This is a genomic window from Priestia sp. AB (assembly GCF_028369225.1).
Lineage (GTDB): Bacteria > Bacillota > Bacilli > Bacillales > Bacillaceae_H > Priestia > Priestia megaterium.
The window spans coordinates 1-12,245 of the sequence record NZ_JAQMYN010000036.1 but is presented as its reverse complement, the minus strand read 5'-3'; the positions used below and the strand labels follow the sequence as shown (position 1 = coordinate 12,245).

12 protein-coding genes and 1 pseudogene are annotated in these 12,245 nt (G+C 33.8%); 4 read left to right on the top strand and 9 right to left on the bottom strand.

Going from position 1 to position 12,245, the window contains the following annotated elements:
- Positions 1–518 precede the first annotated feature (518 nt).
- From mobV to POF52_RS30520, 8 genes and pseudogenes are all read right to left on the bottom strand, one after another.
- Positions 519–1,937, bottom strand: coding sequence for a MobV family relaxase (mobV, locus tag POF52_RS30555; protein ID WP_271998012.1), 1,419 nt, complete (start codon positions 1,935–1,937; stop codon positions 519–521).
- 457 nt (positions 1,938–2,394) lie between these two features.
- On the bottom strand, positions 2,395–3,393 hold the full coding sequence (locus POF52_RS30550) for a DUF3231 family protein (RefSeq protein WP_271998009.1): 999 nt from the start codon (positions 3,391–3,393) through the stop codon (positions 2,395–2,397).
- Between the two features lie 167 nt (positions 3,394–3,560).
- Positions 3,561–3,977 carry an NAD(+)--rifampin ADP-ribosyltransferase gene (gene arr, locus POF52_RS30545; protein WP_271998006.1) on the bottom strand — a complete coding sequence of 139 codons (417 nt, stop codon included), beginning with the start codon at positions 3,975–3,977 and terminating at the stop codon, positions 3,561–3,563.
- 178 nt (positions 3,978–4,155) lie between these two features.
- Positions 4,156–4,695: a DUF3967 domain-containing protein gene (locus POF52_RS30540; RefSeq protein WP_271998003.1), complete on the bottom strand. Its 540-nt coding sequence runs from the start codon at positions 4,693–4,695 to the stop codon at positions 4,156–4,158.
- Positions 4,696–5,287: 592 nt separating this feature from the next.
- Entirely contained in the window at positions 5,288–5,929 is a 642-nt protein-coding gene (locus POF52_RS30535; protein WP_098580170.1) for a MarR family transcriptional regulator, read from the bottom strand.
- A gap of 238 nt (positions 5,930–6,167) precedes the next feature.
- On the bottom strand, positions 6,168–6,680 hold the full coding sequence (locus POF52_RS30530; protein ID WP_271998000.1) for an HTH domain-containing protein: 513 nt from the start codon (positions 6,678–6,680) through the stop codon (positions 6,168–6,170).
- A gap of 367 nt (positions 6,681–7,047) precedes the next feature.
- A pseudogene (locus POF52_RS30525) lies at positions 7,048–7,347 on the bottom strand (SDR family oxidoreductase); the annotation flags it as partial.
- A 176-nt stretch (positions 7,348–7,523) separates the two neighbouring features.
- The gene (locus POF52_RS30520; RefSeq protein WP_080621508.1) at positions 7,524–7,640 is read right to left on the bottom strand and encodes a YjcZ family sporulation protein; all 117 of its coding nucleotides are present in this window, start codon (positions 7,638–7,640) and stop codon (positions 7,524–7,526) included.
- Positions 7,641–9,405: 1,765 nt separating this feature from the next.
- Between POF52_RS30520 and POF52_RS30515 the strand changes: the two genes are divergently transcribed.
- The 4 genes from POF52_RS30515 to POF52_RS30500 all read left to right on the top strand — a co-directional run bounded on the left by POF52_RS30515 (position 9,406) and on the right by POF52_RS30500 (position 11,614).
- Positions 9,406–9,867: a replication/maintenance protein RepL gene (locus POF52_RS30515; protein WP_029320839.1), complete on the top strand. Its 462-nt coding sequence runs from the start codon at positions 9,406–9,408 to the stop codon at positions 9,865–9,867.
- A gap of 18 nt (positions 9,868–9,885) precedes the next feature.
- Positions 9,886–10,167, top strand: coding sequence for a hypothetical protein (locus tag POF52_RS30510; RefSeq protein WP_271997992.1), 282 nt, complete (start codon positions 9,886–9,888; stop codon positions 10,165–10,167).
- Positions 10,168–10,638: 471 nt separating this feature from the next.
- Complete coding sequence (locus POF52_RS30505) at positions 10,639–11,214, top strand: MEDS domain-containing protein (RefSeq protein WP_271997988.1); 576 nt, start codon at positions 10,639–10,641, stop codon at positions 11,212–11,214.
- A gap of 262 nt (positions 11,215–11,476) precedes the next feature.
- A complete protein-coding gene (locus POF52_RS30500; protein ID WP_271997985.1) occupies positions 11,477–11,614 on the top strand; it encodes a hypothetical protein in 138 nt (45 codons plus the stop codon).
- A gap of 525 nt (positions 11,615–12,139) precedes the next feature.
- Here the strand turns inward: POF52_RS30500 and POF52_RS30495 are convergent.
- Positions 12,140–12,241: an aspartyl-phosphate phosphatase Spo0E family protein gene (locus POF52_RS30495; protein ID WP_271998015.1), complete on the bottom strand. Its 102-nt coding sequence runs from the start codon at positions 12,239–12,241 to the stop codon at positions 12,140–12,142.
- Positions 12,242–12,245: the final 4 nt, after the last annotated feature.

Genomic DNA, 12,245 nt, shown 5'->3' with positions numbered 1-12,245 from the left:
TTTCTCTCTTTTTCAATCTCAACGGTTAAAGCTTCTTTTAAAATCACTTTATGAGACTCCAATATTCCCCTCACCCATTTACTTTTAATAGCAAAACAAATACAAGGTTGAACATTCTAAAAGCCATCAACCTTGTATTTGTTTTATCTTTTTATGTTCATACAAATATTTTACAGTATACAAATGTCCTTATACAACGGAATTTTATCTTAAAATCAAAATTTGTATGACAAATTTTGATTTTAATCTTCACAACTAAGAAAGTTTGTGATAAACTTCACATATAAAGATATTAATGACTAACCAGAACACTCTTGAATGTAATATAGAAAAAGCTATTTCACTCCGATGCCAATACGATTGAAATAGCTTTTTTTATAGGGCTTTAATTATATTTACTGACCAGAAAAACCGTAGTGATAGGCATTCAACAATAAATAAATATCATAACCAGCTACCACTGCAAAAGCAATAAGTAATAGTGTTGTTTTAAGTTTTCTCAACTTCATTTCTCCTTTTTACCGTTCTAAGTCTTGTTCCTGGCGTTTTGATTGCTTCCGGATCCCACCGACATATTGAAAAAATGATATCTGCTTCATCTTCTCCACATTTTTATCAATCCAGTTCAAGGCTTTTTCCTTCCAGGCTTTTAAGGTCTTATTCTCTTCTCTTAATTCATGAACCTCCTCATTCGCTTTATCTAACTCTTCTTTTGGCACATAATCCTTTATATAACCAAGATTCATCTCCGTTAAGCTCTCATTCACTTCATTTGCCTGTACAAGCTCTTTTTTTGTTTTATCATGTTTCTGCTTCTCAATCATCAAATCATCACTGAGAGAGCTTATATGAGCTTTATATTCTGTATCTAGTTCTCTTTTAACCTCATCTTTGACGTTTTCCTTTTGTTCAGTTGAAAAATCACGCACGAGCTTCTGACGCATTTGTTTCTTAGCCTTCTCCACTTGGCCATCTTGATCCGCCACGTATATCTCTAATTCTTGCCTTGTCTCACTCAAATCATGCTTTAATGCCTTATTCTCTTTTTCATAAAGATCTAGTTCATGGCTCAATGCATGCGTGCGTTCATGCTCGGCCGCCAATGTTTGCTGAAGCTCTTTTGTAAGACTCATAAGCTCATGAAAATCTGCTTCTTCCACTTTTACTTTGGAACCCATGACACTCTTGGCCGCCTCTACTTCAACAGGTTGGCTACATAACTCTTCAATCCGTCTCTCACTGCGTATCTCAACGGGTGGTGCTGCTTTCAACTCCACTAAGTTGTCCATCTGTTGAAGCTCTTTTTCCTTGTGAGCCACTAGTTGTTGCAGGTGCTTTAGCTCTTTTTCGCGTTCTTGTTTTTTAAACTCATGAACACTTTTATGCTGCAGCTCGCTCGGTTCGCCACGCTCAATGTCATAGCCACGTTTGTTCATGTAGTTGTGAAAGTCATCCTGAATTCTACGAATCTTCGTTTTGCCATGAAAGTACTCTTTCGCCGCCAAGCGCCGATCATCTGTGATTGGCACAAATCCAACGTGCATGTGTGGCGTTGACTCATCGTTATGTACGACAGCATATAAAATGTTCTGCTGGCCATACTTGCCAGCTATATGGTCCAATGATGCTTCAAAATATTTGCGCTGCTCGTCTGGCGACATCGCGTTCATATACTCTGGACTGGCCGACACAAAGAACTCTGCCACCAGTACAGCATCATTCCGAATTTTTCGCTTCACACGGGTGGCCGTCATCTTCTTAATTTCTTCATGGTACTTAATTTTGTCCTCGTTCACAAAGTCATAGTTGAGCATCGTTCTGGTTGAATCGATGTCTTTATTTTTACTGTTCTCGCCTTCTCGTTGGTTGTGTTTCTGGATCCCCAATATTGCGTCTTTGTGGAACTTTTGCATGCGGATAATCCCATATTTGGCCATCCCTCAATCCCCCATTTCGACCACTGTACTTGGGTCTAGCATACCACAACTTTAGATTTGGTGTAACGCACTACACCAATTTTTCATCTTCGATAAAATTGGGAGCGCGCTCTACGAGGTGGCGGTCGGCGTTCCTCCCTGTGTTTGGCTCCGCCAAAATGAAAAAAGACATCCTAGACGGATGCCCTTTTTCATAAAGACCGTGGACGCCGTCCACCACCTGCCAAAGGGAAGCCCCTTTGGAATGGCTTCTACAAACACCCCCAACCCCCTCAACCTTTGAGGGGGCTCCCTCGCCGGTTGGCGTCAAACAAACGGGTTTGTTTGAGGGCCAAGAGGGTTTGGGTTTGGTGAATCTATCAACTCCTTAAATTCTCGACCTGTCGGTCTTGCGATTTACCGTTGACAGATACTATAAAATACATCTTAAAAATTTATAAAGGAGTAAAAACTCTCGTCAATTATTAGGTAACTCTTTACGATCATCCGCCTCTGGTAGTTTTTCTATCCACCCTTTTTTAATCATGATTCTCCCAAAAGATGAAATCGTTTTTAAATCCCGAAGAATGGAGGCATCACAATGTCCAGCTACATCTATTCTCATACTTGTTACCATAGCTGCAGCATAATACGTAGTGGCTAAATTAAACAAAAACCCAGCATGAAACACCATTAATTTATCTGAAAAAGGAGCTATATCAGAATTTGTAATTTCACTGTCTAATAATTGGGGAGGTTTAAGATTTTCATCCTGAAGTACAGAAGAGAAAATATTTATATTTTTATTAACTGTATGTAAACAATTATCCATAAATTTATGAATATCTTTATCCTTAATTACCTGTTTAAATCCAACGACGAGAGCTTTAGCTGCAATACTCTTTTTTAGATTAAAATAAATATTTCCTGCTTCCATTGAATTTAAAGGCCTTTTATCTCCGAATAAGTCCATAACATACCCTAACTCTGTAACTGATTGACTCTTTTGAGATTTGGAAAAATAAGGAGATCGTTGATAAATGCCTTTGGATAAAAGAATTTCAATCGATTTATTATAAATCTCCATAGCATCAATATTACATTGGAAATAATGATCTCGTATATCTTTTCGAGCCGACACACTGAAAGATATACTATATCCAGCTAACCCGTGCATTGTCATCTCATGCATGTAGCCTAACCAAAAAACATCTGTAAACAGAGGAGGAGCATCTACATTTACATCTTTTTCAGTAAATCCTTTCGGCGGCTCCAACTTTTCAGATTTGAAAATATTGCTAAGCGCTTTTAAATGCTTCTTGGATATACCTAAGGTAAATTCGTATAGAGAATAAATCTCAGGGTCTTTAACAGTTGCCAACACGTATTTGTTAATACAAACAGCCATTGTATCTTGAATATATTGTGTCCATAAACTTGTAATTTCTGAGGAAGTTAATCTCATTTTATTATTCAAATTTGTTACCTCCAATACTATCTATATAAACTTATAGTATTGTGCCCAAAATTCTTACATTTAACATAATTTTCATATTCATAAAAAAGGCCGCCTATTATATATCAGTTTATAAGGCGGCCATCGTTCTTAATCTGGTATTTGTCTGAAGTTTTATAACGTCAGAATCAATCGTATATTACATTCTTTCCTTCTTCACTTAACTTTTTTAAAGATGTAAGCATATGATTTATTTCTTCATCGGAATGTCTTTCCCATAAACCTAATTCAGCTACTATTTTCAAGGGAGATTTAGATCTATAAGAACGTGTTGGGTTTCCAGGGAATTTTTTATCGGTTAAATTCGGATCATTTTCAAAATCGCCTAATGGTTCTACAATATAAATTCTCTCTTTTGAATTAGATCTTGCTAATTCAGCACCCCATTTAGCAGCATTTAATGTTCCAGTAAAATAGATATGGTTAGATTTTTTATCCTGATAATTAGATAAATACAACGGCTCAAGCAGATCTCCAATCTTTAATTCTGCTTTAGTACCATGAAAAAATGGACCAGGATCTAAGACATTTTTCTTGTCATTCATATAGCCACATCCTTTATACTTTTTTGACTTGCGTATAACAGTATAAGGCCGGACATGAGTGAAAAAACAGTCTATAAATAATTTTTAAATAGGGTTATAATTAAAGTAGAGATTAAGATGTTATCGGAAACTGACCATCCAAATAAAAAAAGACTGCTGGTTATTCAGCAGTCTTTTTTTATTTCCAAAATTCCCACCACTTCTTTTTCTTTTCTGCACTGGCAGCAATAAGTTTTTGAGTTTCTTGCATTCCTTTAACAGTATCTAAAAGTTCACGATCTCTATTCTCTAATCTTTTCGAAATATACTCATCTCTTTGTTGGATCTGTTTCAGTAATTCTTGATTAAATTTCATTTGCTCTTCTTTAAAATCTTCAAATTGTTTTAGTAATTGCTCATACTGTTGTGTCCCCTGATATGTCACTAATTCCTCTGTGTCACGGTCTGACACATCGTCTTCGCCAACCGTTGATATCACTGCATTTATAGCCTGATCCAGTGACATATCAGGGTGCTTTATCAACTCTCTAATCTTACGTAAAATTATTACATCCTTATCAAAAAAACCTCTGTGGCCCAACTCATTTTTATGAATATGGTACCCTGCTTTTTCAAGCAGCTGAGAATACTTACGAACAGTAGTGTTCTGTATCGCTAAAAGGGTAGCAACTTCCCTTGCTGTATAAACCTTTTGCTGCTTCTTTGTGTCACCTGACATATCGCACAACCTCCTGCTATGTCCTATGATATGTCATTCGATATATAAAAGAAAAGTTCCTTTTAAAAGATGATTTAGACTTATATTTTAAAATCACGTGGCCGCCTTCGTTTTGGGGTGTGAGGCTGGCTTTAAAATAGTGTAGATATGTTATGAAAAAGAGTAGAATTTTGGACAGTTGCTCTGGCGGTTCGGCAGGTATAATGGCCGTCGTAAGCCGAGTATCTTAAACTTCGTTTTGGGTATGTTCGGCTTGGCGATATAACCACGCCTGCCGAAATTTAAAATACAAGGAGGAAAGAGTGGAGATTTTTTAAGTGGTTTTCTAAAAAAATACTACTCGAACCTTGTATTTTAAATAGCCATTTAAATTTTATATTTTTAACGAAAAAAGTATAAAAAGACCCTTGCAATTCTATCAGCGAATTGCTATTTAAATAGAGTGAGAAGGGACAGATACAAGAATGTTGTTATATCAACCTTTACAGAGGCAAGGGTGTACGAAAATTCGTACACCGGTGTACGAAAAAACCGACACCTAATAAATGTAAATAGCAATGAACAAAAAAAAGCAAGAGGAATTTCCCCTTACTTAAAATAAATAGATAGGAAGTTGATGCTTCTTGGAACTTCCTTCAACTTTGAAATTTTTTAAAGAACGTTTAAATATTTTTTGTGTTGCCTTATCTACACCATCTTTCGGTGAACAGCACATGATGTTTGGATTTACAAACCAAGTTCTACTAGTACAAACCCTTCCATCATCGGTAGTCATACCTGATTCAGCTACAGCTAAAATTCCTTTTGCTAGAAGTCCATTCATTAAAGAAGAGATATTACCTCTATTTTTATTAAAAACCTTTGCAAGATAGCTAGGAGAAGCTGAATCAGCGTCAACTTCTTCCTCATCATCAGAACGCTCTACGATAATATTTGTTTTAAATTCTAAATATGGTGTTAAATCCATTAGAAACGCCTTTTCAGCACTTGATAAGTAATTGATTTTACATAGGTAATTGTAATTATCCATAATTATTTGCACAAATTTCACCCCATCAGTTTTTTTCTTACGTTTACCGATGAAATAATTTTCCCCTGTGGTGTTATGTAAAACTTCCAATAGCAGTTTCTGCTGATCAGCTGATAAACCAACTGCAACTTGTCCAATTATCTCTTCAATATTTGAATCTCGTAACCTAGCTTTCTTTTCTGCTTCTTCTAAAGCCTTCTTCACTTAGTTTCCCTCCAATTTTTACTGGAAAGAATATAACCCTTTGTGATAGAATAATCTCATAATGAATTCAAAAACAGAAGGTTAATTCCTTCCTTAATATTTTGTAAGAAGAAGTCCTCTGAGTCGGCGAAAACTTGAGGGCTTTTTCTTATGTCTAATTTTCTACCAAATCTTACATTTTTGCAAACACTATTTGTAGAATAAGCAAGAAAACTCACCTAAAATGTAGGTGAGTTTTTTAGTCTAATAACCCTTTTTCTTTAAATACTTTTCTCAAAGCTTCATTCACCAATTCAGATTTATAACTCTTAGGAACTCGATCAATAATACTTAAAACGTCGTCATCAAAATAAAAACCCCTATATATCCTTTTAGAACGGTCTTTTGGATTCTGCAGCAAGATATCAATTGCATCTACTTTGCTAGCATTGGTACTAGCTTTTAAAAAGCTAGTACTAGTACTTTCACTTTCATTTATATTACTAATACTAGCTGCTATTTCACTAGTAGTTTGCGTTTGTTCTGCTAGTACTTTACTATTTTTAGAAACAAGGGTATTAAAATCAACTTCTAGAGGTTCTGGCTCTTCCCCAACATAACGATAAATACTTTGCTTACTGTCCCATTCGTACCCTAGTTTCTTAATCCTTAATTGAATGGTACGAGTACTTACACCATACTGATTAGCTAATTCTTTAATTGTAATTTCTTTCATCATAATTCCATTTAACATCTTTTTTACTAGCATCATACTAGCCTCCACTTTCGTTTTAGAATTACAGTACTAGTATTCAAATGCAAAGTAATATTTCCTGCTTCTACACAAGCAGGAAATTGCAAACGTGATTGTTTGGGTGCCAAGAGGGTTCAGGGGAGGAAAGAGCGTTGTTGAAGCTGAAAATCGATATTTCCACAGAAGTCCGTACTCCGAAAGATTAAATTATTGGATAATTCAGCTCATAACTTGGATAGCAATAGTATGGTGGTCTAAGTCCTATTTTAGACATTGGCCAGGAATCCTCCATATAGACCATCTTTACTTTTTTATCTGAATGGTTTACTAGCAATAATTTTACTTCTGGATTAAATTCATACCTCAAAATGGTAACCTCCTTCAATTAAGAATGTGTGGATTCCCCTCCATCAACATGAAGAACTTGACCAGTAACAAAACGAGAATCATCAGAAGCAAGATAGACAAAGGTTGGTGCAAGTTCAAATCGATGAGCAACTCGTTCCATTGGATTAAATGCTCCATATACAGCGACTTGATCTGACGAGAAACTTGCTGAAATAAGTGGGGTCCAAATTCGGCCAGGGGCGACGGCATTGACTCGAATCCCTTGTTTCACAACATTTTTAGCCAAGGCACGTGTCCAACCAACTATTGCGCCTTTTGTGGCCGTATAATCAATCAAGATAGAATCTTATTCTTTCTAGATAAAAAGGGTCCTATATAATAGAAATTAATTTATATGCAGAAGAAGGCAATTTTCAGTACATAGATAAAGTAAAAAAAGCTAGCATTAAGCTAACTTTTTTATGTCGAGAACAAAGAATCATTAATAATTAAAATAAAAATAATCTCTAATTATTAGCAACCGCCGTAGCCGCCGCCATAACAACTACATCCAATGATGACTAGAAGAATAAATAGCACAACAAGTAAAGCAAAACCAGATCCAAATCCAGATCCACCATAACTAGACATATAAACACTCCTTTTTTTATCAAATTTAACTAAAGGAGTAAAGGCTTTAATACACATGGGTTGAAACATCATATGTGAAAATAATAAACAATGAGTTTGTTTAACTTTTAAATATGTAAAATGGGCTAATATTTCCATTTCAAACATGTTATGAAATCTACACTGTATGTGATTATAACTAAGAAGAATAAAACTTGTATTTTTGAACAAACTATCCAAGATGCAATGAGACATCACTTATGAAACTCAATTACGTAACCGAAAAAGCTACCCTATCACACACCAGGGTAGTTTTTTCGGTTTTTAGACTATATACGATATACAACCTTAGTTAACATAATGTCTCTTCAGAACCCAACAAGACAACACAAAAAACATATACATAAAATAAAAGAAAAGAAGAGATGAAGCTCTATAAACGTTGATATAACAACATTTATGTGAATTAACTATAATCGTATTTATTATAAATTATAATCACATACGTTACAGACCATAATCATATTTGTTATAAACTATAATCTGATATAAATTATAAAAATAAACGAAACACCTTGAAATTATATATTTTTTATAATATCAGCACTTGTCCAAACAATTGTAATTACTTTACATATCATAAATTATGCGACTAACCATTCTGTCTCTTTCTATAAATCAGAGAAAAAACTACTGACGGATCCAGTAGTTTTTTCTTTTTTTAGGCTGTATGAAATAGTAGAAAACTTAGATAAAATGAACGCTTGTCCAAACCTTTTTCATTACTTTGCATACTATAATATTGAGCAACCTAACCTCCTTGCTCTTTAAATAGATTTCTAGTTCATATATTGCGACTAGAAAGAAGCCCATGAATTAATTCATGGGCTGTTTGCCATCCTTACAAAGGATGAAAATAGAGTAAGAGTTGTGGTATTTGTCATACATAATGTATGTTACTGCCCATTACTAAGCAAATTGTCCAGATGAATAACACAAAAATAATTAGAGCAAACTACTCAAGACGCCGTGAGGCATCCAGCATCCAACACGAATCTCTTCTCCAAGAGCAGAAAAACCAACCTCTGAGTCCTAAAGGTTGGTTTTTCTGCTTTTAAGCTGCATAGTATATACAACTGTAGTTAACATAATAGAGTTTCTCGTCACCAAAAGCCTCTTCAATGATTGAAGAGGCTTTTGATGTGTGATGAGGGTACTTAGAAAAGGAGTAAGGTGAAGGTTAAATTAACTACCAAATAAATTATATTCATTAGCCCACTTTAAGTAAATTGTCCATTATGAATAACATTTAAAAATTTGAGCAAACTATTCAAGATGCCAATAGGTGTCATTGGATAAAGTCGTGTAATAAGAAAAAACCACCTTGGAGAGAAGGTGGTTTTTTTCTGTTTTTAAGCTGTATATGATATACAGAGTTAGTTAACATAATGTCTCTTTCCGGAACACCTTAAAAAATAAAAGAAGGAAAAAGAATTTCATATATTGATATAAACGTTGATATATAAAGGTTTATAAGGTTTTTTTGAAAGAGAAGAATAACTCATATACAAGTTAGTTTTAACCCCTATGAGGGTTATTTTTAACTCATATATGAGTTATTTTTAACTTTTATAGAGGGTTATTTTTTTAAAAAAATCAAGGGTTTAAATCAACTCTTTATTAGAGTTAATCTAAACCCTAATTAAGAGTTGATTTAAACTTATATATAAGTTATTATGAAATTAAATAATTAATTGGTAAAAATTGATAAGGGTGGTTAGGCAATATGGCTAAAGTTTCAAAAGTAGAAACAACAAAAGTTGTTGATATGAATGGGGAAATAACCGAAGAAACTACCAGTGTATCTTTTAATTACGGAAAAGAGCCAGACTATGTAAAAGTATATTTAGACAATATTGTAGTTTTGGCAGAAATACAGGGCTGGATAAGTAAAGTATTGTATGAACTTATTAAAGGCGTTACTTACGCAAACAAAGGACAATTTATAATAATTAACTCAGGTTATAAAAGAATTGTAGCTGAAAGCTTAGGAATCAAACAGCAATCAGTAACAAATGCAGTTAATCAACTTGTAAAGAAAAATATATTAATTAAAAAAGAAACTGGAGTCTTTCTGCTTAATCCTCAGTTCTTTGGAAAAGGCGAATGGAAAGATATCTCGAAAATTAGATATGAAGTAGAATTAAGTTCAGAAGGCAAAGTCGTGAGACTAAGGGATAAAAATTGATAATAAAAGAGGTCAAAAATGAATATTGAACTTGAACTTTTAAAAAACTCTGATGGTTATGAAACTTTAGCATTCTCTTTTTGGAAAAGAAATTTAAAAACAATAAATGACAAAAAGAAAGTAGTTAGTATGATTCATCATTTATATCACATGTGTTGTGTAGAAAGTGCCATGGAGATTGAGGATCTAGATGAAGTTTTAAAAGATATAGGATATTCAAAAGTAGGTTTTATGGTAGACATGAATACCTCTAGTCAGAATTACTCTTTATATACATATAACGCAAATAAAAAGACTTAAGATTACCCTTTATTCAGATATAACATGGTTTATATTGAATTTAATACATATTATATTGCTTCCTGAGCAAACTACCCAAGACGCTGTGAAGCATCGACTTATAAAACCCAATTGCATAACATCTAAAAACAGAAAAAACTGCCTCCTCCCCGATAGCAGTTTTTTCTGTTTTCAGCCTGTATAAGATATACAAAGTTAGTTAACATAATCACTCTTTCCGGAACACATGGGAAAAGAAACCCCTTGGCGTAGAGGGGTTTCCATGAGGGTAACGTTTCTTTATTATGCAGCTTTTTATACATCCTTGATATAACGCTGATTATCCAAGGCTTAAGTAGAAGAAAAATGTATAAAAAGCGCACCTTTTATACATATGTTACACTCTGATAAAGTATAAATAAAAAATTCACCACTGTATTCAATTTACATAATCCAAGTATAATTAGAGAGATAGAAGAAAGAAGGGATTATGTGTTCAAAAATAAAATGAATCAGTTGTTTGAAGACCAAAAGAGTGTTCATGTACTGTATTCCTACGACGAGTCAGAAAACTATATAAGACAAGCTGTGAATTATATCCAAAATGGAATCTTTGCTGGAGATTGCGTTATTCTTATTGAAAATGACCGTTTATATCCTTTCATTCATAACGAACTCAAAACACTATTGACCACAGCTCAAATGAAAATGATAAACCGTATTAACAATTTCGATTTCTATTATTCAAGTGGTAGTTATCATCCACCTGCAATCCTCGATTACTTTAATAAAACCGTACAACCTTACTTAGAAAAAGAAATTTCTTTTAGATCATGGGCACATGTAGAATGGAGTAGTATGGAAGATCCTCTGCATCTGATCGATGATTTTGAAAAGATAGTAGATAATGCTGTAAACCAACTATCTTTTCCATTAATTTGTGCATATAAAAATGAAAGAATGCCAAAATACCTGAGGAATATTTTGATGGAAACACACCCTTATATTCTTGTAGAAGATGATTTAATTCTCTCTGAACAATACCCATCATCAACTGATATGAAATAAAATAAAAAAACGCTGAGTATGATTACTTAAGCGTTTTCTTATTTATCCTTTTAAAGCTAGCAATGCTCTGATCCTATAACGGAAAAATGTACCCTTTATGGAAAAAAGATGATATTATTAATCTGAAGTTATCTTCTCGTTATTTGTTATACGTGTGAACCCTATGAAAAAGCTACCTTATTTCTATGCAAAGCCAATGCCCATAGAAATAAGGTAGCTTTTTCATGCTTATAAAATTTTTCAAAAACGGGGGAGAAATTTTATGTTGACTCGATACGAACTTTTCTTATTCAACAGGGAACTATTGTTTTTACTAGAACAACACTCTACCTGTACTGATTCTAGTTTAAAAGAAATGCTGTTGAGTCAAATTGCTCTTATGCTTGCTGTTCTTAGCTAAATTGCATATTAATCTTATTATCTTTCCATTTCTTGATCCCTACGCTTATTACGCTTGTGAATTCCCCCAACATGTTGAAAGAACGAAATCTGTTTCATTTTCTCAACATGCTTATCAATCCAATTCAAGACTTTTTCCTTCCAGGCTTTTAAGGTCTTATTCTCTTCTCTTAATTCGTAAACCTGCTCATTCGCCTTATCTAACTCTTCTTTTGGCAGATAATCCTTTTATACATATACAGAACGTTTCAAATAATTGATTTTGTATACAAATATGATATATTAAAAGTCAGACTATTTTTTACAAATTTCAACGTAACCCTATCTTTGAGCAACCTCCCGTCCACTGCAGAGGTTGTTCTTTTATTTTGTATATGTAGCAACATATTAAAAATAGCCTCTAATTACAGAACGTGGTAATCTATGAATGTTTCATACTTCGGATACGTATGAACAAACCCTTACAAAAAAGCAACCTCGTTCATTGGCCAATGCCGAGGTTGCTTTTTTATTGCTTTCAATGGTTCTATTTAATCTTTTCTAATTCATTTAACATATCATCAATAAATTGACTAATCTCTACCGTGTTGTTACTTGTAAAACCCTCTTTAAATGCCGTTTCTACCAAAGAT

Bases quoted from the DNA above. Each gene is read 5' to 3' on its own strand.
- POF52_RS30520 (WP_080621508.1), bottom strand. From the start codon at position 7,640: ATGTCTAGTTATGGTGGATCTGGATTTGGATCTGGTTTTGCTTTACTT.
- arr (WP_271998006.1), bottom strand. From the start codon at position 3,977: ATGAATGACAAGAAAAATGTCTTAGATCCTGGTCCATTTTTTCATGGT.
- POF52_RS30515 (WP_029320839.1), top strand. From the start codon at position 9,406: ATGGCTAAAGTTTCAAAAGTAGAAACAACAAAAGTTGTTGATATGAAT.
- POF52_RS30540 (WP_271998003.1), bottom strand. From the start codon at position 4,695: ATGTCAGGTGACACAAAGAAGCAGCAAAAGGTTTATACAGCAAGGGAA.
- POF52_RS30510 (WP_271997992.1), top strand. From the start codon at position 9,886: ATGAATATTGAACTTGAACTTTTAAAAAACTCTGATGGTTATGAAACT.
- POF52_RS30500 (WP_271997985.1), top strand. From the start codon at position 11,477: ATGTTGACTCGATACGAACTTTTCTTATTCAACAGGGAACTATTGTTT.
- POF52_RS30530 (WP_271998000.1), bottom strand. From the start codon at position 6,680: ATGATGCTAGTAAAAAAGATGTTAAATGGAATTATGATGAAAGAAATT.
- mobV (WP_271998012.1), bottom strand. From the start codon at position 1,937: ATGGCCAAATATGGGATTATCCGCATGCAAAAGTTCCACAAAGACGCA.